Below are 22,739 nucleotides of genomic sequence, written 5' to 3' on the forward strand. Positions count from 1 at the left end.
AGCCTTTTCAGTTTTTCAACTGAAAGCTTCACTCCTCAAACCCTGCGGCCCTCTGCCTATAAATAGATTGCAGCTTTATAACGGATTTTAGACAGCTCGTATGACATTTTTTTGAAGCAATCCGTCACATTTTACTTACATGTACATCCCACCGTTCACCGGGATTGTAGCCCCGGTAACGTATGCCGCACCGTCGGATGCAAGAAAAGCGACCACGGACGCGATCTCTTGAGCTTGCCCCAGACGACCCAGCGGAATCTGCGTCTGCAAGGCTTCACGCTGTGCTTCAGGCAGCTCGCGGGTCATATCGGTGTCGATGAACCCTGGGGTTACCGAGTTGACCGTAATCGAACGCGAACCGACTTCACGCGCCATCGCCCGGCTGAAACCTTCCAGACCGGCCTTGGCGGCTGCATAGTTTACTTGGCCAGCGTTGCCCATGGCACCCACCACCGAGCCAATACTGATAATTCGACCCCAGCGCGCCTTGGTCATGCCGCGCAGAACGCCCTTGGACAGGCGATACAGACTGTTCAGGTTGGTATCGATCACGTCGTACCACTCGTCGTCTTTCATGCGCATCATCAGGTTATCGCGGGTGATACCGGCATTATTGACCAGAATCGCCACCGGCGCACCGAACTGCTCCTGAATGCCTGCCAGCACGGCGCTGACCGATTCGTCGCTGGTGACATTGAGTTCGAAACCGGCGCCCTGAATACCGTTCTCCTTCAGGGTCGCGGCAATGCGCTCGGCGCCCGACGCGGAGGTCGCGGTGCCGACAACGATGGCGCCCTGACGACCCAGTTCCAGCGCGATGGCCTGGCCGATGCCGCGGCTTGCACCGGTAACCAGTGCAACTTTACCTTGCAGACTCATGCAAGTTTCTCCTGATTCAGGCCTGCGCTGCGCGAGCGGCAGCGAAGGCATCTGGGGTATTGAGATTGGAAGTCGAAACGCCTTCGGCGCAACGTTTGTTCAGGCCAGCGAGGACTTTGCCCGGGCCGCATTCGACCAGATTGGTCGCGCCCTTGGCGGCCAAAGTCTGCACCGATTCAACCCAGCGCACTGGCTTGTAGAGCTGTTCGAGCAGATCGCGCTTGAGGGTTTCCAGATCGGCTGGCACTTGTGCGCTGACGTTCTGCACCACCGGGATCTGCGGCGCCTGCCAGTCGATGGCGGCGATGGATTCAGCGAAGCGCTCGGCAGCCGGACGCATCAGCTCGCAGTGCGACGGCACGCTCACCGGCAACGGCATGGCGCGTTTGGCACCACGGGCCTTGCAGCCTTCGATGGCGCGCTCGACGGCTGCCTTGGCACCGGCGATCACCACTTGGCCCGGCGAGTTGAAATTCACTGCGCTGACGACTTCGCCTTGCGCCGCTTCGGCGCAGGCAGCCAGCACGTCGGCATCTTCCAGACCGAGGATCGCAGCCATGCCGCCCTGCCCGGCCGGCACCGCTTCCTGCATCAACTGGCCACGGCGCTCGACGAGCTTGACCGCGTCAGCCAGGGTCAGGCTGCCGGCAGCAACCAGCGCGCTGTATTCACCCAGGCTATGGCCGGCGACGAACGCCGGACGCGCGCCGCCTTCGGCCAGCCACAGACGCCACAGGGCGATCGAAGCGGTCAGAATGGCTGGTTGGGTTTTGTCGGTTTGATTGAGCAGCTCTTCCGGGCCCTGCTGGGTCAGCGCCCACAGGTCGTAGCCCAGCGCAGCAGAGGCTTCTTGAAAGGTTTCGAGGATCAGCGGATGTTGCGCGCCCAGCTCGGCCAGCATGCCGAGGGACTGCGAACCCTGTCCTGGAAAGACGAATGCGAGGGAAGCAGACATGTAACAAGCCCCTAATGATCTTGTCGTCGGAAAATAACGCCCCGTTGGGGACGCCAGAAACTGACAGTTTGGATGGCCCTTTGAACCGGGCGGTCACATTTAAGCATTGTCCGACGAAAACGCCTAAGACAACAGCTCCTCCAGACGACCGTGGAGACGCTCGGGGAGGTTCTCTTGAATCTCGATCAGCGCCCGTTGAATGGCACTCTGAAAGCCCTGTACCCCGGCCGATCCGTGGCTTTTCACGACGATGCCCTGCAAGCCGAGAAAGCTTGCGCCATTATGCCGCGCCGGGGCCAGGTCGGCCTGCAGACGCTTCATCAACGGCAGCGCGAGAACGCCGACAGCGCGCGAAGCGAAGTTTTTCTTGAACAAAGCCTCGATCCGCGCAGCAATCATCGTCGCCAGACCTTCGCTGGACTTGAGCAGGATGTTGCCGACGAAGCCGTCACACACCACCACATCGGCCTCGCCGCGATACAAGCCGTCGCCCTCGATAAAACCGATGTAGTTGATCCCGCGCGCAGCCTGCAACAACGTGGCGGCCAGTTTGACCTGCTGATTGCCCTTGATGTCTTCAGTGCCGATGTTCAGCAGTGCCACACGCGGACGGGCGATACCCAGGGTCTGCGCAGCGACCGAGCCCATCACCGCAAACTGCAACAGGTGCTCGGCACTGCAATCGACGTTGGCGCCCAGATCGAGCAGCTGGCAATAACCGGTCTGCGTCGGAATCGCCGCGACCATGGCCGGCCGATCAATGCCGGGCAATGTCTTCAGCACGAATCGCGACAAGGCCATCAACGCACCCGTATTGCCGGCACTGACACAGGCCTGCACCTTGCCATCGCGCAGCAGTTCAAGGGGCTACACGCATCGACGAATCCGGCTTGCCACGCAGGGCTTGGGCGGGTTTTTCGTCCATGGTGATGACTTCGCTCGCCGCGACAATCGTCAGGCGCGCGCGATCGGCAGCCGACTGGCCGTGGATCAGTTCTTCAAGAAGGGAGGGTTGACCGACGAGGGTCAGGTGCAGCGAGGGTGTAGCAGACAGGCAAGCGAGACTGGCCTGAACAATGCTGCGGGGACCGAAGTCCCCGCCCATTGCGTCAATCGCGATGACTTGAGCAGACAAGTGATTACTCGTCAGCGCCCTTGTCGATCACTTTACGGCCACGGTAAACGCCTTCTGGCGATACGTGGTGACGCAGGTGAACTTCACCAGTGGTTTTTTCTACAGACAGGGTGCTAGCCTCGAGAGCGTCGTGCGAACGGCGCATGTCACGGGCAGAGCGGGATTTTTTGTTCTGCTGAACAGCCATAATTGATTAACTCCTAAACGTTTGGGTCACGCTTTAACTGCGCCAATACACTGAACGGGTTGGACCGCGTTACCTCGTCCTCGCTCGGTTCGGGCTCATCTGCTCCCGCCGGCTGCTGGCATTCTTCCGGATGATGAGCAGGCACAATGGGCAAGGCGAGCAGAAGCTCCTCCTCGATCAGTGACTGCAGATCCAATGGATCTTCGCCCAGTTCCAGCACGTCATAACCTTTCGGCAACGACTGGGTATTCGCACCCTCCTTCACCACCGCGTAACTGCATTCGCTGTGGATCGGCAGGGTGACCAGCTCAAGACAACGCTGGCAAACCATTTTGACTTCGGTGTCGATAAAGCTGTGGATGACCACAGACTTACGTTCATCTCGTTCAAAAACGAATTTGGCCTGCACCGTACCGACATCGTCGGAAAGCGGGTCGCAGAGTCTCTTCAAATCGGCCAGCAGCAGTTCACCTTGAAGGGTGGTGCCACGGTCAGCCAATTTGCGCGGGTCAACGTGAGGTGGAATCGGGTCATTCAACATAGGCGCAGCATTATAGGGATGCACCCACCCATGTCAAAGGAAATTGTGCCCTGTCCGTCACTTGCGCGCCTCCGCTAGAATCCGCACCTGCCTCAGGAGACGTCCATGCTGCCTTTATTACTCGCTTCAAGCTCGACTTATCGCCGTGAATTGCTCGCCCGCCTGCACCTGCCGTTCGTCTGCAGCTCGCCGGACATCGACGAAAGCCACCGCCCGGGCGAGTCCGCGATCGATCTGGTCAAACGCCTCGCTGAGGAAAAAGCCCGCGCCCTGGCGGACAGCCACCCTGCTCATCTGATCATTGGCTCGGATCAGGTCGCCGTCCTCGGCGAACAGATCATCGGCAAGCCGCACACCTTCGAGAAGGCTCGCGAGCAATTGATGGCGGCCAGCGGTGCGAGCGTAACCTTCCTGACTGGCCTGACGCTGCTCAACAGCCAGACCGGGCAATGCCAGGTCGACTGCGTGCCGTTTACCGTGCACATGCGTCAGCTGGATCAGGCGCGCATCGAACGCTACCTGCGCATCGAGCAACCGTACGACTGCGCCGGCAGCTTCAAGGCCGAAGGACTGGGCGTGAGCCTGTTTCAATCGACCGAAGGACCGGATGCCACCAGCCTGATCGGCCTGCCGCTGATTCGCCTGATCGATATGTTGTTGGTCGAGGGTGTGCAAATCCCTTAAAAGCAAAAGATCGCAGCCTTCGGCAGCTCCGACACCGATTGTGCAAGAGCTGCCGTTGACCTGCGATCTTCTGACCTTGAAACAATTACCGCAACGAAGGCCCGTGGAAACCCATCCACATCGCCAACTGCTCGGCCACGCTGGCGCCGAGCTTTTTCGAGAAGCGATCGAACGGCGATTCCTGCACCGTGAAGTCCACCAGCTCCTTCTCGCCAATCACATCACGCGCCACCGAACTGGCACTGCCCAAGCCATCGATCAAGCCTAGCGGCAGCGCCTGCTCACCCGACCAGACCAGCCCGGAAAACAGCTCCGGATGCTCTTTGTCCTTCAGGCGATCGCCACGCCCCTGCTTGACGCTATTGATGAACTGCTTGTGCGTGGTGTCCAGCACGCTTTGCCAGAATGCGGTTTCTTCGGGCTTTTGCGGCTGGAACGGATCCAGGAATGCCTTGTGCTCGCCCGAGGTATAGGTGCGACGCTCAACCCCGAGTTTTTCCATGGTGCCAACGAAACCGTAACCCGCCGCCGTCACGCCGATCGAGCCGACCAGGCTGGCCTTGTCGGCGTAGATCTGATCCGCCGCGCTGGCGATGTAATAGGCGCCCGAAGCACCAAGATCGGAAATCACTGCGTAAAGCTTGATCTCCGGATGCAGGCCACGCAGACGCTTGATCTCGTCATAGACATAGCCAGACTGCACCGGACTGCCGCCCGGGCTATTGATGCGCAGGACCACGCCCTTGACCTTTTTGTCTTCGAACGCCGCACGCAGGCTGCCAACGATATTGTCGGCGCTGGCCGGCTCCTTGTCGGCGATTACACCGTCGATCTCGATCAACGCCGTGTAGTTCGGGCCGCGGGTGGCGGTTTTTTCCATGTCCATCAGCGGCGTGAACAGCAGCAGCGCAACAAACAGATAAACAAACGTCAGCAGCTTGAAGAAAATCCCCCAGCGCCGCGAACGGCGTTGTTCCTGCACGCCGGCCAGCAAAGTCTTTTCCAACAGCTTCCAGCTTTTCGCGTCACCGTCGTCGGCACTTGCCTTGGCCGGTGCTTTCCATTCGTCGGTCATGCCATCTACCCCAGCAAAAACGTATTAAGCCCGCTGACCCAGCCAGGCGTGCAATTCAGAAAAACGGTCGATCGACAGGCGTGGCTCGAACTGTTGCAGGGACTCGATCGATTGCGCGCCGTAACTGACCGCCACCGAATCCATCCCCGCGTTGCGTGCCATCAGCAGATCGAACGACGAATCGCCGACCATCAACGCCTGCTCCGGACGTACGCCGCAGTGGCTGACGATCTGCTCAAGCATCAGAGGGTGTGGCTTGCTGGCAGTTTCATCGGCGGCGCGGGTGATATCGAAATAATCTTCCCAGCCATTGGCCTTGAGCACCCGATCCAGCCCGCGACGGTTCTTGCCCGTCGCTACCGCCAGGTGATAACCCTGCTCGCGAAACGATGCCATCGACTCGACCACGCCCTCGAACAGCGGCGACGGCACGGCTTCGGCAGCGATGTAGTGATCGGCGTAGTACTCGCGAAACGCGAGCATTTCTGCGTCGCTGATTTCGGGGTACAGCGTGCGAATCGCCTCCGGCAAGCCGAGACCGATGATGCCTTTGACAGCGAAGTCATCGCGCAGCTCGAAACCGGAACGCCCGGACGCCGAGTGCATGGCCTCGACGATCCGATGGATGGAATCGGCGAGGGTGCCGTCCCAGTCGAAAATCAGCAGCTTGTAATCAGATGGGCGCACTCAATCGCTCCACGGTCTTGGCCCACATTTCATCGACGGGCGCTTGCAGATTCAGCTTGCCGCCGTCGGGCAGCGGCACCGTCAGCATGTAAGCGTGCAGGAACAGACGCTTACCGCCCAGATCGCGGATTTCCTTGGTGAAATCCTCGTCGCCATACTTACTGTCACCGGCAATGCAATGGCCAGCATGCAAGGTGTGCACGCGAATCTGGTGGGTACGACCGGTAACCGGTTTAGCTTCGACCATGGTGGCAAAATCACCGAAGCGGCGCAGCACCTTGAACAGCGTCAGGGCTTCTTTGCCCTCGTCATTGACTTCGACCATGCGCTCGCCGGAACGCAGATTGCTCTTGAGCAGCGGAGCGCGAACCTGCTTGATCGAGGTTGCCCAGTTGCCACGGACCAGCGCCATGTAGCGCTTGTCGACGCCATCGCCGCGCAACTGCTCGTGCAGGTGGCGCAACATGCTGCGCTTCTTGGCGATCATCAGCAGGCCGGAGGTGTCACGGTCAAGACGGTGAACCAGCTCCAGTTCCTTGGCGTCGGGACGCAACTGACGAAAGGCTTCGATCACGCCGAAATTCAGCCCGCTGCCGCCATGCACCGCAATGCCGGCGGGCTTGTTGATCACGATCAGGGCCTTGTCTTCGAAGACAATCGAGGCTTCCAGGCGCTGCAACAGCCCCTGGGCCAGCGGCACCGGTTCGTCGCGCTCAGGCACGCGAACCGGCGGCACGCGCACGATGTCGCCGGCCTGCAGCTTGTATTCGGGCTTGATCCGACCTTTGTTCACGCGCACTTCGCCTTTGCGCAAAATGCGGTAAATCAAGGTCTTGGGCACGCCTTTGAGCCGGGCGAGGAGAAAGTTGTCGATTCGTTGGCCGGCATACTCCGGCGAGACTTCAAGCAGTTGAACGCCTGGAGTCGAAGGGGCAGTAGTTGTCATGCCGCGGATGATAACAATTTTTATGGAATTGAAGCACTTAATCATTGCTGCTATAGTCGCGAACGCCGCCAAAAGCGGCCTGGACAGCGGAACCACGGTCAAAGACCGGCCCTGACCAACGCAATTCACCAGGGCGCGAGGCCGTCCTACGGGGCTTTCGCTACGTAACGGTGGAGTTTGCGGTTGTAACGAGCGCAGGTGACATGAGGCCTGAATTACACCGCCGAGCAGAGTTCTCACTCGCCCGGAAGGCAACATTCGAGGCCAGTTCACAAAGTGCAGTCGACTGCGAATGACCCCGAGCGATTGCTTCGGAAACATCGCCTGAATTAGCCATGATGCGTGACCTCCCCTTTCGGAGCTCACGGTAAATGCCAACCCGCTGCGGATTCTGCGCGCGGCAGCACCCGAATTATCAGGGATACGTGTAGGGTGGAGATGCACAACCGCCGGACTGTGTAGCAACAAGCTTTGATCAAGACGCTTCATCTCGTCCACAGCCGCTGGTTGATTCCTCCTCCTGACTGAGTGCTTAAGTAGCCACAGCAAGCAGGACGCGTACGTCGCGGTATCGGCCCAATTGGCCGCACATCGCTGGACACGGGAATGGCCAACCACTCCCGACGCACCTGACACCGACCGTGAGAAGTCGTGTGTGCCGAACGCCGTTTCCGGCAGCCCGGAAACCGACGGTACTACATGAAAAGAATGCTGATTAACGCAACTCAACCCGAAGAGTTGCGTGTTGCACTGGTAGATGGCCAACGCCTCTACGACCTGGACATCGAATCCGGTGCACGCGAGCAGAAGAAGGCCAACATCTATAAAGGCCGTATCACTCGCATCGAACCAAGCCTTGAGGCTGCCTTTGTCGATTTCGGCTCCGAGCGCCACGGCTTCCTGCCCCTCAAAGAAATCTCCCGCGAATACTTCAAGAAAGCCCCCGAAGGCCGCGTCAACATCAAGGACGTCCTGAGCGAAGGCCAGGAAGTCATCGTTCAGGTCGAGAAAGAAGAACGTGGGAACAAGGGCGCCGCCCTGACCACCTTCATCAGCCTGGCCGGTCGTTACCTCGTACTGATGCCGAACAACCCGCGTGCCGGCGGCATCTCCCGTCGCATCGAAGGCGAAGAACGCAACGAACTGCGTGAAGCGCTGAACGGTCTGGTTGCTCCGGCCGACATGGGTCTGATCGTGCGCACTGCCGGCCTGGGCCGCAGCAGCGAAGAAATGCAGTGGGACCTCGACTACCTGCTGCAACTGTGGACCGCCATCAAAGAAGCCTCGCTGGATCGCTCCGCGCCATTCCTGATCTACCAGGAAAGCAACGTGATCATCCGCGCTATCCGCGATTACCTGCGCCAGGACATCGGCGAAGTGCTGATCGACAGCGTTGAAGCCCAGGACGAAGCCCTGACCTTCATCCGCCAGGTGATGCCGCAGTACGCCAGCAAGATCAAGCTGTACGAAGACAGCGTGCCGCTGTTCAACCGTTTCCAGATCGAAAGCCAGATCGAGACCGCATTCCAGCGCGTCGTCGAACTGCCTTCCGGCGGCTCCATTGTGATCGATCCGACCGAAGCCCTGGTGTCCATCGACATCAACTCGGCGCGCGCCACCAAAGGCAGCGACATCGAAGAAACCGCCCTGCAGACCAACCTTGAAGCCGCCGAAGAAATCGCCCGTCAGTTGCGCCTGCGCGACATCGGCGGCCTGATCGTCATCGACTTCATCGATATGACCCCGGCGAAGAACCAGCGCGCCGTGGAAGAGAAAGTCCGTGAATGCCTGGAAGCTGACCGCGCCCGCGTGCAGATCGGTCGTATCTCGCGTTTCGGCCTGCTGGAAATGTCCCGTCAGCGCCTGCGTCCATCGCTGGGCGAAAGCAGCGGCATCGTCTGCCCGCGTTGCAACGGCACCGGCATCATCCGTGACGTTGAATCGCTGTCGCTGGCCATCCTGCGCCTGATCGAAGAAGAAGCCCTGAAGGACCGCACCGCCGAAGTTCGCGCGCAAGTGCCGATCCCGGTTGCTGCGTTCCTGCTCAACGAAAAACGCAACTCGATCACCAAGATCGAACTGCGGACCCGTGCCCGGATCGTCATTCTGCCGAACGATCACCTTGAGACGCCGCACTTCGAAGTTCAGCGCCTGCGTGACGACAGCCCGGAAGCCGCGACCAACCAGTCCAGCTACGAAATCGCTGCCGCCGCTGCCGAAGTCGAAGAAGTCCAGCCAGCCGCTGCGACCCGCACTCTGGTTCGCCAGGAAGCTGCGGTGAAAACTGCGCCGGCCCGTGCCAACGCACCGGTGCCGACTGAAGTTGCACCTGCCGCACCAGCTCCAGCACCAGTTGCCGCACCTGAGCCAAGCCTGTTCAAGGGTCTGGTGAAGTCGCTGGTCAGCCTGTTCGCCACCAAGGAAGAGCCAGCCGCACCGGTCGCTGTCGCGAAACCGGCTGCCACCGAGCGTCCTGCCCGCAACGAAGAGCGTCGCAACGGTCGTCAGCAGAGCCGCAACCGCAACGGTCGCCGCGATGAAGAACGCAAGCCGCGCGAAGAACGTGCTCCACGTGAAGAGCGTGCCCCACGCGAGCCGCGCGAAGAGCGCCAGCCACGTGAAACCCGTGAGCCGCGTGAAACCCGCAGCGAAGCGCCGGTAGCTCGCGAAGAACGCGCACCACGTGCCCCGCGTGAAGAACGTGCACCGCGTGCACCGCGTGAAGATCGCAAGCCGCGTGGCGAGCGTGAAGAGCGTGTGCGTGAACTGCGCGAGCCACTGGACGCCGTGCCAGCCGCAGCCGCTGCAGCCGTAACCGCTGAAGAGCGTCCGGCCCGTCAGCCACGCGAAGAACGCGCCCCGCGTCCGCCGCGTGAAGAGCGTCAACCGCGTGCCGAGCAGGCCGCTGCTGCCGTTGCTGAAGAAGAAGTGAACAGCAACAACGAAGAGCAACTGCCGGAAGACGGTCAGGACAACGCCGAAGGCGATCGTCCACGTCGTCGCTCCCGTGGCCAGCGTCGTCGCAGCAACCGTCGCGAGCGTCAACGTGATGCCAACGGCAATGTGATCGAAGGTTCGGAAGAATCCGAGTCCGCTGAAAACGCTGGCGAGCCAAGCACTGCCGATCTGGCCGCTGGCCTGGCCGTCACCGCCGCCGTAGCCAGCAGCACCATCAGCGCTCCGGCAGAAGCCGAAGCTCACGAGCAGGCTAAACGCGCCACTGCCGCCACACTGGAAACTGCTCCAGTCGAAGCGCCGGTTGTCGAAGCCACCACTCCAGTGGAAGTGACTGCTGCACCAGAAATCGAAGTCGCCCCGGTCCGCGAAGCTCAGCCTCAGGTTGAAGCGCCTGCCGAACCGGAAGCTGTCGTTGAAGCGCCAGTTGCTGAATCCGAACCAGCGACCGAAACCGTCAGCGAAAACGTGACCAAAACCGTGCGTGAAGTTCGCGAAGAGCAGACTGCGTTCAACTGGGTTGCCGAGCCAGCCGTCACCGAAGCACCAGCGCCAGTCGCTGAAGCCGAAGTGCCGCAAGCCATGGTTTCCGAGCCAGTAGTTGCAGCAGCAGAGCCGGCGCCGACACCAGTAGTTGAAGCTCCGGTTGCCGAAGCTCAGGCTGAAGAAGCACCAGCCGCAGTCGAAGCGCCAGCCCCGGCGGTTGAAGCTCCAGCTCCGGTCAGCGCCCTGACGCCAAACGGCCGTGCGCCAAACGACCCGCGTGAAGTGCGTCGTCGCAAGCGTGAAGCCGAGCGTCTGCAGAAGGAAGCCGAACTGGCTGCCGAACCAGCCGCTGCGGCTGAAGTGGTCGAGGCAGCCCCTGCCCCGGTCGCGGAAGAAGCATCGGTTGAAGCGGTGATCGCTGAAGCACCACGCTCCGTTCAGGACGCGGTTGAACAGCGCGAAGAAGCCCAGGAAAAAGAGCACGAGCCTAAACCACTCGTGTAATTCCTGAAGCCAATAAAAAGCCCCGCCCGGTGAAAGCCTGGCGGGGCTTTTTATTGCCTGAAATACCAGCATCATCCACAATCTTTGTGGGAGCGAGCAGGCTCGCTCCCACAAGGAATTTCAACACGGCTCAGGGCCGAGGAAATACCAGAGATTCAGGCACATCGATATCCCACAACACCCCCGGATCTTCCACCGCTACTTCCACCACCCTACCCTGCGCAAACAACGGCCTTGCGCCACGATCGCCGGTCAGCGCCTGCAATTGCGCGCCAAATGACCGACCAAACCCCACCGGATGGCCAAACTCGCCACCCCGCACCGGCACGCTCACCGCGTCATCAGCCATCGCCGCGAGCACTCGCTCGATACTCGAAAGCAAGATAAACGGCATATCGCCGAGCACAATCAACCAGCCATCAGCGTCCGGGCAAGCAGCAACACCTGCAGCGATGCTGTCGCCCATGCCGGTCGACTCGATTGACACCACGTCGCAGCCATATGCCTGGGCCATGCGCATCGCCTGTGGTCGCGCTTCGGTGGTGACCAGTACGCGCTTGTCGAGACTGGCCGGCAGGTTCACCAGCACCTGCTCGATGACCGAACGCACCGCGCCGTCACGCCCGGTGCAATCAGCGAGCAATTTGTCTTTGTCGGGACCGGCGATCTGGCGAAAGCGTTTGCCCTCGCCCGCCGCCAGCACGATCACTGCGATGGATTGGCTCATGCACCCTCCAGCGTTTTTTTCTGTTTCAGCTCCACACCGTTCTTGATCGCGACAATTTCCGCCAGCAAGGACAAAGCGATCTCTGCCGGCGAATGACTACCGATGTGCAGGCCGATCGGCCCGTGCAAGCGATCAATCGACGCTTGCGACAAGCCTAGCTGAGCGAGGTTTTCCCGGCGCTTCTGGCTGTTGACCCGCGAACCGAGCGCGCCGACGTAAAACGCCGGCGAGTCGAGCGCGGTGAGCAAAGCCATGTCATCCAGGCGTGGATCGTGAGTCAAGGCGACAATCGCCGTGCGCTCGTCGGTCTGGATGTTCAGCACAGCTTCATCCGGCATGCCGGGGACGAAACGGCCATGCTGCTCTTCCCAGCCGTAAACGAACTCGGTGCGCGGATCGCAGATCAGCACTTCGAAATCCAGCAGCCGTGCCATGTCGGCGACGTAGCGCGACAACTGCCCGGCACCGATCAGCAACAAGCGCCAGCGCGGACCGTAAATCGCCCGCAGAACCTTGCCGTCGAACACCAGCGAATCGGACTTGCTCGCCGGAGCCAGCAGCACCTCGCCGGTTTCGATGTTCAGTTCCCGGGCAACGATTTCGTGGTTTTCGCAACGCTGCAGCAGCTCGGCGACCCACGCCGGGTCGCCGACGCGCTCTTCGGTCAGGCGCAGGGTGCCGCCGCAAGGCAGGCCGAAACGCGCGGCCTCCTCGCGGGTCACGCCATAGGTAATCATCTGCACTGGCGGACCATCGGTGGCAATGCGGCCGTCGTGCAGCCGCGCGATCAAGTCATCCTCGACACAGCCGCCTGACACCGAACCGATCACCACGCCGTCCTCGCGCAAGGCGAGCATGGCGCCGGGCGAGCGCGGCGCGGTGCCCCAGGTCTGCACCACGCTGAACAGCACCACCCGCTGCCCGGCACGGCGCCACTCGAGGACGCTGCGCAGGACGTTGAGATCGACGCTGTCCATTTACGCCTCCGCCTTCTGCCAGCCTTGCAACTGATACCGCACCGGCAGATTGCGGATGCGCTTGCCGGTGGCGGCGAAGATCGCATTGCACAGCGCCGGAGCAATCGGCGGCACGCCCGGCTCACCAACGCCACCCAACGGCACGTCACCCGGCGGCGTGACCAGATGCACCGCGACTTCCTTGGGCGCCAGCGACATGCGCGCGACCTCGTACATATGGAAGTTGTCCTGCTGGACTTTGCCGTCCTTGAAGCTGATCTCACCGAGCACAGCGTTGCCCAGGCCCATGACGCAAGCGCCTTCGAACTGCGAACGGATGCGCTCAGGGTTGATCTGCGGCCCGCAGTCCACGGCGATGTCGGCCTTGTGCACGATCAGCGAACCGTCGTCCTTGACCTCGACTTCGATCACTGCCGCGACATAGGTTACGAAGCTGTAATGCACCGCCAGACCGAGGCCACGGCCCTTGGGCAGTTTGCGCCCCCACCCGGCAGCCTTGGCGGCGGTTTCCAGCACGGTGCGCATGCGCCCGGTGTCGATCGGATAACGCTCGGGCGATTCGCCGTAGTTCCACTCTTCGCTCAAGGTGCGAGGATCGATCTGCCGGTCCGGGCCGAGCAATTTGATCTGGTACTTGAGCGGATCCTCCCCGGCCTTGTGCGCCAGTTCATCGACGAAACTCTGAATCGCGAAGCCGTGGGGAATGTTCGACACCGAGCGATACCAGCCGACCCGCGTGTGTACCTTGGCTTCGGGGTTTTCCAGGCGCACGTTGGGAATCGCATAGGCCATGTTGGTAAAGCCCATGCCCAGCTCGAACGCCGCCTCATGGTTCATGTCCGGCGCAAACAACGCGGTGATGCTCGGCGCCACGGTACGATGCAGCCAGCCGGACGGCATGCCGTTCTTGTCGATGCCCGCCTTCAGATATTCCGCCGACACGGTGTGGAAATACGAATTGTGGATGTCGTCTTCGCGCGTCCACTGCACCCGTACAGCCTTGCCCGGAAACTCCTTGGCGAGAATCGCCGCTTCGACGACGAAGTCCGGTTTCGACTTGCGCCCGAAACCACCGCCCAGCAGCGTTACATTGAAGGTGACCTTTTCGAACGGTACGCCCAGGCGCTCGGCGATGCGCTCGCGGGTGACCTGCGGTGCCTGACTCGGCGCCCAGGCTTCGCACACGCCGTCCTTGTAACGGGCAATGGCAACCATCGGTTCCATCGGCGCCTGCGCCAGATGCGGCAGGTAGTACGAGGCTTCGAGGGTGCTGGCGGCACCGCTCAAGGCTTTGTCGATATCACCGGTGTTGCGCACCACTTTGCCGGCCTTCAGCGACGCGGCTTCAAGCTCTTTGCGATAGGCAATCGAGTCATAACTGGCATTCGGGCCGTCATCCCACTCGATCTTCAGCGCCTCGCGGCCCTTGATCGCCGCCCAGGTATTGCTGGCTACCACGGCCACGCCGCCCAGTGGCTGGAACTCCGACGGCAATGGCCGGCCTTCGATCTGCATGACTTTTAGCACGCCGGGGACTTTCAGCGCGGCGCTGTCATCGAGGCTTTTGACCTTGCCGCCATACACTGCCGGACGAACGATAGTCGCGTAGAGCATGCCGTCGAAATGCACATCGGCGCCGTACACTGCGCGGCCATTGACGATATCGGCACCGTCGATGGCCTTGGTGCCTTCCTTACCGATGTAGCGAAATTCCGACGGCTGCTTGAGTCGCAGGCTGTCACGCGCCGGCACAGCCAGCGCACTGGCGGCAGCGGCGAGTTCGCCGTAGCCCAGTTCGCGGCCGGACGGTTTGTGAATGACCTTGTGCAGTTGCGCATGGCATTCGCCAACCGGCACTTTCCACTGCGCAGCAGCGGCCTGTTCGAGCATGGTCCGCGCGGCGGCGCCGCAACGACGCATCGGCTCGTACCAGTGACGCATGCTGCGCGAACCATCGGTGTCCTGGTTGCCGAAGCGCACTTCGTCGCCCGGCGCCTGCTGCACTTTGACCTGCGCCCAATCGGCCTCGAGTTCATCGGCCACTACCATGCTCAGGCTGGTGCGCACGCCCTGGCCCATTTCCGAACGGTTGCAAACCACGGTGACGCTGCCATCGGCAGCAATGCTCACGTAAACCTTGGGATCGTCGATCCAGCCATTGGGCATGCCATCGGCGCCAAACTTCTTCGCAGCGTCATCGGCCAGCGCATCCTGCCAGCCCCAGCTCGCGGCGAGGACCAGCGCGCTGGTGGCGCCGACGCCTTTGAGAAAGCCACGGCGGCTGAGGTTACTCAGGGCGAAATCATTCGGGACGCGGCTCATGCCTTCACCCCCTTCAGTTGTGTGGAGGCCTGGCGGATCGCGGTTTTGATCCGGTTGTAAGTACCGCAGCGGCAGATGTTGCCCACCATGGCTTCTTCGATCTGCTCGTCGCTCGGGTTCGGATTGGTTTTCAGCAGAGCGGTGGCCGACATGATCTGCCCGCCCTGGCAATAACCACATTGGGCCACGGCACTGTCGAGCCAGGCTTGCTGCACGACCTTGCCTACCGGGTCGGCGTGGAGATTATCGATGGTGGTGACGTTCTGACCAATTACCGAGCCGATCGGCGTGATGCAACTGCGTGCCGGCAAGCCGTCGATATGGATGGTGCAAGCGCCGCACAGGCCCATGCCGCAACCGAATTTGGTGCCGTTGTAACCGGCGACGTCACGAATCGCCCACAACAGCGGCATGTCTTCGGTGACATCGAGGGAGTGGTCTTGACCGTTGAGTTTCAGGGTAATCATGGGCACGCCCGCATATTTTTTAGTGGTTATGGGGTCGAGCAATCTGCCGCCGGAAAATCAGCGGTGGGTTCGCGCAGATCGACTCAGGCTAATCAGGCTCTCTTGCGCCGACGGGAACGTCTGCACCGGGCCTTTGGGTGGAGCAAATGGTTGGTATCGTTAGCTCGCTAAGTTAACCCAGCATTAACAAAAAAGCCCTGCACTTTTTCATCAGTGCAGGGCTTTTGATGGCGTCAGGCAAGCGTAGCCTCAATACCGATTGGGCTCCATTTCCAGTTCGACATGAAACCGTTCGGCGATGTCTTTCTGGATACGTTGCGCCAGGTCGAGCAGTTGCAGGCCGGTGGCCGTGCCGTAGTTGACCAGCACCAGCGCCTGCAACTTGTGCACGCCGGCGTCGCCATCGCGAAAACCCTTCCAGCCGGCGCGTTCGATCAGCCAGCCAGCGGCCAGTTTCATCTGCCCGTCCGCTTGCGGGTAAGCCACCAGATCCGGGTGCTGCGTTTTGATCTGCGTGACCACAGCGGCGGGCACCAGCGGGTTTTTGAAGAAGCTGCCGGCATTGCCGAGCACCGCCGGGTCCGGCAGTTTTTCGCTGCGGATGCTGCAGATGGCGCGGCTGACATCGGTGGGCGTTGGCTGCTCGATGCCCTGCTCGCTCAGGCGCTGGCGCACCGGGCCGTATTCCAGATGCAGGTGCGCGGCGCGATCAAGCTTGAAGCGCACCCGCAGAATCAGCCAACGTCCCGGCTGCTGCTTGAACAGGCTGTCGCGGTAGCCGAAATTGCAGTCTTCCAGACTGAAATCACGCAGCTCGCCGCTCTCGCGGTCCAGCGCGGTCAGGCCAGCAAACACGTCCTTGATCTCGACGCCATAGGCGCCGATGTTCTGCATCGGCGCGGCGCCAACGGTGCCAGGAATCAGGCTGAGGTTTTCCAGCCCGGCCAAACCTTGGGCCAGCGTGTGCTGCACGAATGGATGCCACGGTTCGCCCGCTTCCGCCTCGACCACCACGCGACTGCCATCATCGCTGAGCACGCGGATGCCGCGCGTGACCATGCGCAGCACCAACGCCGGAATATCCGCCGTCAGCAGCAAGTTGCTACCGCCGCCGATCACCAGCAACGGCACGTCATGGGACGCGGCATAGGCCAGCGCTTCGCGGACATCGTCATCGCTGTGGGCTTCGGCAAACAGCTGCGCGCGCACATCGACGCCGAACGTATTGAAGGCCTGCAACGATACTTGCGGTTGGACCTGCAAACTCATAACCGCCCCTTCACTTCGATCAGCAACTGGTCGCAGGCCGTTTCGATCAGATCGAGCACCTGCTCGAAACCCTGATCGCCGTCGTAATACGGATCCGGCACTTCATCGACCAGCCCGGCATAACGGCGCAGGAACAGATCCAGCTCGGCTCTGCCGGTGGACGGCTGCAAGGCCTTGAGGTTGCGCAGGTTGCTGTTGTCCATGGCGAGGATCAGGTCGTAGCTGGCGAAATCGGCCCGGCTGACCTGCTGCGCGCGTTGCGTCGACAGGTCATAACCGCGCAGTTTCGCCGCCGCCTGGCTGCGCTTGTCCGGCGGGTTGCCGACGTGCCAGTCACCGGTGCCGGCGGAGGCCACTTCCACTACGTCCGCCAATCCGGCTTCGCGCAACTTGTGGCGCAACACGCCTTCAGCGGTGGGCGAACGGCAGATGTTGCCCAGGCACACAAACAAAACGCGCATCAGGCCCCCAGCAGGCGACGAACCCGCTCAAGGTCTTCAACGGTGTCGACACCGGTCGGCGGCGCGATCAGCGCGTCGGCAACATGGATGCGCACGCCGTGCCACAGGGCACGCAGTTGCTCAAGGGATTCAGTGTTTTCCAGCCAGCACGGCCCCCAGTTCACGAAGTCGTGGAGGAACCCGGCGCGATAGGCATAAATACCGATGTGGCGGCGATAGGGCACGCCTTCCGGCAGTTGCTCGCGGCTCTTGGCAAATGCATCGCGAGCCCAAGGCAAGGTCGCGCGGCTGAAAGTCAGGGCCAGACCGTTGATATCGCTGGAAACCTTCACAACGTTCGGGTTGAACAGGGTTTCCACGTCTTCGATCGGCTCGGCCAGCGTGGCCATGCGCGCTTCGGTATGGGCAGCAAGGTTGGCGGCGACCTGGTCGATCACGCTTGGCGGAATCAACGGCTCATCGCCCTGGACGTTGACCACGATCGCATCAGGCGCAAGACCGAGTTTCGCTGCGACCTCGGCCAGACGATCGGTGCCGGAATTGTGATCTTCACGGGTCAGCACCACTTCGGCGCCGAAGCTTCTGCAGGCCTCGACGATGCGCGCATCGTCAGTCGCGACAACCACACGGCTGGCGCTGCTTTTGCTCGCCTGTTCCCAGACATGCTGGATCATCGGCTTGCCGGCAATATCCAGCAACGGCTTGCCCGGCAGACGGGTCGAGGCGAACCGCGACGGGATGACAACGGTGAAGGCTGTGGTCATTTATCCAGGCGCTCGTCGGTGGTCAGGGTGCGCGCTTCGCTTTCCAGCATCACCGGGATGCCGTCGCGGATCGGGTACGCCAGACCAGCGCCCTTGCTGATCAGCTCGGTCTTGTCGGCACTGAGCTTGAGCGGACCTTTGCACACGGGGCAAGCGAGGATGTCGAGCAATTTGGTGTCCATGAACATTCCCAGAAATAAAAGAGTTAAGGCAGCAGACGATCCGGCAGCAGGCGCATCAGCTGAGTGTCGAACCAGGCCACGAAGGCCGGCGACGGCACGGCATCGACCGCCAGATACCACCAGTCGGCAGCAGCAAAGGCACGGCACTTCACCGCGTCCTTTTCGGTCATCACCAACGGCAATGACGGGGTGAAATTCAACGCCTGCACGCTGTACTCGGCGTGGTCGGCAAACGCATGCGGGACTGGCCGCCAGTCTAGCGCTTCGAGGGTATTGAAGAAACGTTGCGGGTTGCCGATCCCGGCCACCGCATGCAGCGCTTGCCCCGGCGGGAAATGCTCCAGTGACTGACGTTCGCCGCTGCGCAGATTGACCAGGGCCGTGGGTTGCAGGCGGAAGGCGAAACCATCGTCGCGATCATCAAGGGCACCGTTGAACAGCACGCCATCGACACTTTGCAGGCGCTCGACCGGCTCACGCAACGGCCCGGCCGGCAGACAGCGCTGATTGCCCAGTCCGCGCGCGGCATCGATCAGCACCAGTTCCAGATCCCGCGCGAGGCGATAATGCTGCATGCCGTCGTCAGACAGAATCAGGTCCAGCGGCTCACTGGCAATCAAGGCTTTGACGGCGGCGCTGCGATCAGGGTCGATCATCAGCGGCACACCAGTGCGCTGGACGATCAGCAGCGGCTCGTCACCGGCAACCTCGGCGCTGTGCTCGGCCTCGACCCGCCACGGCAGGTGCGGCGGTTTGGCGCCGTAACCGCGGCTGACCACGCCGACGCGCAGTCCACGGCGTCGGCAATGTTCGATCAGCCAGAGAATCATCGGCGTCTTGCCGGTGCCACCGACGGTGATATTGCCGACCACGATCAGCGGCACGGGCGATTGGTAGATCTCTCCGTCACCGTCGAGAAAGCGCTGACGCTTGTTGATCACCACGCGGCGATACAGCATTTCCAGCGGCCGCAGCAGCGTCAGGGCCGGGTGCCCCTGATACCACGCGGCGAGCAGGCGATCGGACAGGCTCATCAGGATTTCGGCGCCGCCTCGACCGTGGTCATGCGCAGATGGCTGAAACCGAGCTTGCCGGCCGCGTCCATGGCAGTGATCACCGATTGATGCTGGGCCTTGCCATCGGCACTGATCGACAACGGCATGTTGGTGTCGCCGTTGGATTCTTTCTGCATGGCTTCCATCAGCGTCGGCAGATCATTTTTCGGCAGAATCTTGTTGTTCACCGAGAACACGCCTTCGGCACTGATCGCGACGTCCAGCTGTTTGACCTGCTGATCTTCGGCGGGCGAACCGCTGACCGCTTCCGGCAGATCCACGCGCAGCTGGGTTTCCCGAGTGAAAGTGGTAGTGACCACGAAAAACAGCAGCAGGATAAACACCACGTCGATCAGCGACGCGAGGTTGATGTCTACAGTTTCCCGGGGCTTTCGACGGAATTTCACGCTTTGCCCTCGGCCAGATCGACATCACGGTCGCCCTGCACCACTTCCACCAGTTTGATCGCTTCCTGCTCCATACCGACCACCAGCTCGTCGATACGACGTTGCAGGAAGCGGTGGAAGAACACCGCCGGAATACCGACCATCAGGCCCGCTGCGGTCGTGATCAGCGCTTTGGAAATACCGCCGGCCAGTACCGAAGCATTGGTGGTCATGCCGGAACCGGTGAAGGCACTGAAAATGTCGATCATGCCCAGCACGGTGCCGAGCAGGCCGAGCAATGGCGCCATGGCCGCGATGGTGCCGAGGGCGTTGATGTAGCGTTCGAGTTCATGAATGACCCGCGCAGCAGCCTCTTCGATGCACTCTTTCATGATCTCGCGACCATGCTTGGAATTGGCCAGGCCTGCGGCGAGGATTTCCCCCAGCGGCGAGTTGGCGCGCAACTCCTTGAGTTTTTCCTTGTTGAGCTGCTTGTCCTTGATCCAGACCCAGACCTGACCCAGCAGATGCTCGGGGGTGACGCGACTGGCGCGTAGTGTCCACAGGCGCTCGGCGACGATCGCCATGGCCGCGATGGAACTCAGAATGATCGGCAACATCATCCAGCCGCCGGATTTGACCAATTCCCACACAGTGACAGTCCCCTCGAAAAAGTGCGCCACTTTACCATACCGATCCGCGATTAAGACCCGCCGCCCCGACGACCGTGAGGTGGCACCTATGCTGGCACCGATCAACGGCCCGGGACCGGCGGATCGCGCCAGAAACGTCGCTGTTGCCGCATCGTCCACGGCGGCTTGAAGCTGCCCAGTTGCAAATGAATGGCACCTTGTTCGGCGCTGTCGTAGATGCGCAGACCTTGCTTGCGGTAGCGCGCCAGCACGGTGGGATGCGGATGACCGAAGGAGTTGCCGTGGCCACGGGAGATCAGCACTGATTCCGGCTGCAAGGCTTTCAACAGCGCCATCGACGATGAACTGCGACTGCCGTGATGTGGCGATTGCAGCCACTGCGTCGGCACGGCCAGTGGGCTGTCGAGCAGAACGCGCTCGGCGTGAATGTCGATGTCGCCGGTGAGCAGCAGGCGTTCACCGTTGGCTTCGATCTGCAATACACAGGAGCGCTGGTTGCTGTCATCGGCCGCCGACCATTGCCAGAGCTGGAACTGCACGCCATCCCACTGCCACTGTTCGCCACTTGCGCAGGCTTCGGCGTTCAGCTCCGGCGGCAGGTTTGGCGGATCGCCGCTGACCACGCGGTGCACGTTCAATCCACGCATGACCGCCCGGGCGCCGCCAGCGTGATCGGCGTCAGCGTGGCTGAGTAGCATCAAGTCGAGCGCTTGCACATTGAGTTTGCGTAACGCTGGCAACACCACTCGTTCGCCGAGATCGAACTCGCCGAAACGCGGGCCGGCGTCATAGAGCAAAGCGTGATGTCGCGTGCGCACAAAAATCGCCAAGCCTTGGCCGACGTCGATTTGCCAGACATCGGCTCGCCCTTCCTCTATTCGCTCTTGAGGCGGCAGTGCCAAGAGCAACAGCAGCGGCCAGCCCAACGGACGCATTGGCACGCCACGGGGCAACAGCAATAAAATCGCGCCAAGGCTGCCCAGGACCAACGCCCACCATGGAATGGCGGCCGGTATCCACGCCGGCCATTGCCCGGCAATCAGCGCCAGCCCGATAAACAGCCAGTCGATCAAACCACCGGCCAGCCACAATAGCCCTTCGCCAACATAAGGCACGGGCAGCAATAGCGTGCCGAGCAATGCCGGCGGCAGCACCACGAGGCTGACCCACGGAACGGCCAGCAGATTGGCTACAGGCCCGCTGACGCTGATGGGCAAGCTCAGCGCCAGCAACACCGGACACAAGCCGATCGCGATCAGCCACTGCGCGCGGGTCCAGGTCTGCCACCAGCGCCAGGCCCCAAGCCGCCCGCCGAAGGTGAAAATCAGTACTGCAACGGCCGCGAAGGACAGCCAGAAACCTGGACGCAAACTGGCCAGCGGATCGAACAACAGCACGCCATTGAACGCCAGCAATAACGGCCACCACGCGCCGAGATGGCGAAAACGCAGGCGCCACAACAATACCAGCGCCACCATCACGCAGGCGCGCTGCACCGGCACATCGAACCCGGCGAGCAAGCCGTAACCCAGCGCCGCCGCGAATGCCAGGCCACACGCCCACGGCAACCAGGGCCAGCGCAACGGCCAGATTCCGAAACGCGCCAGCCCGGCAACCAGCAGATACATCACTGCGGCGAGCAAACCGATGTGCTGGCCGGAGATCACCAGCAGATGCACGGTGCCGGTGTCTTGCAGTACCTGCCAATCCTCGCGACTGAGCCCAGAGCCATCACCGAGCACCAGCGCTGCCAGCGCGCCCTCGCGTCCTTGCGCATCCACCGCCAGCAGGCGTTGGCGAACGCCGTCGCGCCATGCATGCCGGGCCTCAGCCAGGCGCTGGCCATCCTTGATCGTGCCGGTTGCGCCGATCCGTTGCGCGAGCAGCCAGGCCTCGTAGTCGAAGGCGTGCGGGTTGAGCAGGCCACCCGGGCGCTTCAACTTCACCGCCAGGCGCCAGCGTTCGCCGCTGTTGACCGGCGGCCCGGCGTACCAGGCCAGGCGCAGCAGCGATGGCAGTTTTTCGTGGCGTGAGCGCGCATCAGCCAGCTCGAAACGCACCACGCCATCGCTGTGCTGCGGTAAGCCGACCACGCGCCCTTCAAGCCAACGGGTTTCGCCGTCCAGGCTCGGTGGCAAGCGGTCATTTAGCGCCCACTGCGCGCCAACGCAGGCCCAGGTAAAGCCAAACAGCAAAAATGCCAGTGGAAAGCTGCGAAACGGCAGCAACATCAGCGCCACCATTGGCAGCACCAGCAACCAACCGACCGGCGGCAAGGCCGGCAAAAAAACCGGGGCCAGCAGACCGACTGCCAGCGCCATCATCCCTGTGCGCATATGCCCGTCCTTGAGAGTCCCCCCACTAGGCATAGCCGGTCTGCGGCACCACCGTCGTCAACAATTGTCACAAAGTCTGAATGGGCGGTTCGTAGAATCCAGACAT

The 22,739-nt window shown here is 61.7% G+C and carries 21 protein-coding genes and 1 pseudogene; 2 read left to right on the plus strand and 20 right to left on the minus strand.

Annotated features, from left to right (window positions below):
• Window positions 1-135 precede the first annotated feature (135 nt).
• The 5 genes and pseudogenes from fabG to ACZ9BE_RS16830 form a co-directional block, all read right to left on the minus strand.
• Window positions 136-879, minus strand: coding sequence for a 3-oxoacyl-ACP reductase FabG (fabG, locus tag ACZ9BE_RS16810; RefSeq protein WP_016770989.1), 744 nt, complete (start codon window positions 877-879; stop codon window positions 136-138).
• Window positions 880-895: 16 nt separating this feature from the next.
• Window positions 896-1,834, minus strand: coding sequence for an ACP S-malonyltransferase (gene fabD, locus ACZ9BE_RS16815; protein WP_056788244.1), 939 nt, complete (start codon window positions 1,832-1,834; stop codon window positions 896-898).
• A 123-nt stretch (window positions 1,835-1,957) separates the two neighbouring features.
• Window positions 1,958-2,969: pseudogene (gene plsX / locus ACZ9BE_RS16820) on the minus strand (phosphate acyltransferase PlsX).
• A 4-nt stretch (window positions 2,970-2,973) separates the two neighbouring features.
• Window positions 2,974-3,156 carry a 50S ribosomal protein L32 gene (gene rpmF / locus ACZ9BE_RS16825; RefSeq protein ID WP_003179396.1) on the minus strand — a complete coding sequence of 61 codons (183 nt, stop codon included), beginning with the start codon at window positions 3,154-3,156 and terminating at the stop codon, window positions 2,974-2,976.
• Between the two features lie 13 nt (window positions 3,157-3,169).
• Window positions 3,170-3,697, minus strand: a complete 528-nt coding sequence (locus tag ACZ9BE_RS16830; protein ID WP_003204262.1) for a YceD family protein — start codon at window positions 3,695-3,697, stop codon at window positions 3,170-3,172.
• A gap of 105 nt (window positions 3,698-3,802) precedes the next feature.
• Here ACZ9BE_RS16830 and ACZ9BE_RS16835 point away from each other — a divergent pair, with 105 nt between their 5' ends.
• A complete protein-coding gene (locus ACZ9BE_RS16835; RefSeq protein ID WP_110645993.1) occupies window positions 3,803-4,381 on the plus strand; it encodes a Maf family protein in 579 nt (192 codons plus the stop codon).
• A gap of 85 nt (window positions 4,382-4,466) precedes the next feature.
• On the opposite strand, the gene sppA is transcribed toward ACZ9BE_RS16835, so the two are convergent.
• Genes sppA through rluC form a run of 3 tightly spaced genes read right to left on the minus strand, consistent with a single transcriptional unit; the run spans window position 4,467 to window position 7,089 of the window.
• Window positions 4,467-5,456 carry a signal peptide peptidase SppA gene (gene sppA, locus ACZ9BE_RS16840; RefSeq protein WP_206421736.1) on the minus strand — a complete coding sequence of 330 codons (990 nt, stop codon included), beginning with the start codon at window positions 5,454-5,456 and terminating at the stop codon, window positions 4,467-4,469.
• Between the two features lie 24 nt (window positions 5,457-5,480).
• Window positions 5,481-6,143: an HAD-IA family hydrolase gene (locus tag ACZ9BE_RS16845; protein WP_016770993.1), complete on the minus strand. Its 663-nt coding sequence runs from the start codon at window positions 6,141-6,143 to the stop codon at window positions 5,481-5,483.
• Window positions 6,130-7,089: a 23S rRNA pseudouridine(955/2504/2580) synthase RluC gene (rluC, locus tag ACZ9BE_RS16850; protein ID WP_016770994.1), complete on the minus strand. Its 960-nt coding sequence runs from the start codon at window positions 7,087-7,089 to the stop codon at window positions 6,130-6,132. The genes ACZ9BE_RS16845 and rluC overlap by 14 nt, the downstream gene beginning before the upstream one ends.
• Before the next feature lie 699 nt (window positions 7,090-7,788).
• Here rluC and rne point away from each other — a divergent pair.
• Entirely contained in the window at window positions 7,789-11,034 is a 3,246-nt protein-coding gene (gene rne, locus ACZ9BE_RS16855; protein ID WP_476249715.1) for a ribonuclease E, read from the plus strand.
• 130 nt (window positions 11,035-11,164) lie between these two features.
• On the opposite strand, the gene ACZ9BE_RS16860 is transcribed toward rne, so the two are convergent.
• The 12 genes from ACZ9BE_RS16860 to ACZ9BE_RS16915 all read right to left on the minus strand — a co-directional run bounded on the left by ACZ9BE_RS16860 (window position 11,165) and on the right by ACZ9BE_RS16915 (window position 22,633).
• On the minus strand, window positions 11,165-11,761 hold the full coding sequence (locus tag ACZ9BE_RS16860) for a nucleotidyltransferase family protein (protein ID WP_476249716.1): 597 nt from the start codon (window positions 11,759-11,761) through the stop codon (window positions 11,165-11,167).
• Complete coding sequence (locus tag ACZ9BE_RS16865; protein WP_041479451.1) at window positions 11,758-12,738, minus strand: XdhC family protein; 981 nt, start codon at window positions 12,736-12,738, stop codon at window positions 11,758-11,760. The genes ACZ9BE_RS16860 and ACZ9BE_RS16865 overlap by 4 nt, the downstream gene beginning before the upstream one ends.
• Window positions 12,739-15,060 carry a xanthine dehydrogenase family protein molybdopterin-binding subunit gene (locus ACZ9BE_RS16870; RefSeq protein WP_476249717.1) on the minus strand — a complete coding sequence of 774 codons (2,322 nt, stop codon included), beginning with the start codon at window positions 15,058-15,060 and terminating at the stop codon, window positions 12,739-12,741. It abuts the gene before it with no gap.
• Window positions 15,057-15,527 (minus strand): (2Fe-2S)-binding protein, encoded by a 471-nt coding sequence (locus ACZ9BE_RS16875; RefSeq protein ID WP_039760186.1) that lies wholly within the window; start codon window positions 15,525-15,527, stop codon window positions 15,057-15,059. The genes ACZ9BE_RS16870 and ACZ9BE_RS16875 overlap by 4 nt, the downstream gene beginning before the upstream one ends.
• A gap of 249 nt (window positions 15,528-15,776) precedes the next feature.
• The gene (gene murB, locus ACZ9BE_RS16880; protein WP_150637629.1) at window positions 15,777-16,796 is read right to left on the minus strand and encodes a UDP-N-acetylmuramate dehydrogenase; all 1,020 of its coding nucleotides are present in this window, start codon (window positions 16,794-16,796) and stop codon (window positions 15,777-15,779) included.
• Complete coding sequence (locus ACZ9BE_RS16885) at window positions 16,793-17,257, minus strand: low molecular weight protein-tyrosine-phosphatase (protein ID WP_129997392.1); 465 nt, start codon at window positions 17,255-17,257, stop codon at window positions 16,793-16,795. Before ACZ9BE_RS16885 ends, murB begins: the two co-directional genes overlap by 4 nt.
• Window positions 17,257-18,021, minus strand: coding sequence for a 3-deoxy-manno-octulosonate cytidylyltransferase (gene kdsB / locus ACZ9BE_RS16890; protein WP_476249718.1), 765 nt, complete (start codon window positions 18,019-18,021; stop codon window positions 17,257-17,259). Before kdsB ends, ACZ9BE_RS16885 begins: the two co-directional genes overlap by 1 nt.
• Window positions 18,018-18,203 carry a Trm112 family protein gene (locus ACZ9BE_RS16895; RefSeq protein WP_003179363.1) on the minus strand — a complete coding sequence of 62 codons (186 nt, stop codon included), beginning with the start codon at window positions 18,201-18,203 and terminating at the stop codon, window positions 18,018-18,020. Before ACZ9BE_RS16895 ends, kdsB begins: the two co-directional genes overlap by 4 nt.
• Window positions 18,204-18,226: 23 nt before the next feature.
• Window positions 18,227-19,237, minus strand: a complete 1,011-nt coding sequence (lpxK, locus tag ACZ9BE_RS16900; protein ID WP_252886646.1) for a tetraacyldisaccharide 4'-kinase — start codon at window positions 19,235-19,237, stop codon at window positions 18,227-18,229.
• Window positions 19,237-19,665, minus strand: a complete 429-nt coding sequence (locus ACZ9BE_RS16905; RefSeq protein ID WP_041479458.1) for an ExbD/TolR family protein — start codon at window positions 19,663-19,665, stop codon at window positions 19,237-19,239. The genes lpxK and ACZ9BE_RS16905 overlap by 1 nt, the downstream gene beginning before the upstream one ends.
• Window positions 19,662-20,297, minus strand: a complete 636-nt coding sequence (locus ACZ9BE_RS16910; protein WP_016771007.1) for a MotA/TolQ/ExbB proton channel family protein — start codon at window positions 20,295-20,297, stop codon at window positions 19,662-19,664. Before ACZ9BE_RS16910 ends, ACZ9BE_RS16905 begins: the two co-directional genes overlap by 4 nt.
• Before the next feature lie 101 nt (window positions 20,298-20,398).
• Window positions 20,399-22,633: a DNA internalization-related competence protein ComEC/Rec2 gene (locus ACZ9BE_RS16915; protein ID WP_476249719.1), complete on the minus strand. Its 2,235-nt coding sequence runs from the start codon at window positions 22,631-22,633 to the stop codon at window positions 20,399-20,401.
• Window positions 22,634-22,739: the final 106 nt, after the last annotated feature.

The sequence above is a fragment of the Pseudomonas sp. TE9122 genome (assembly GCF_056278925.1).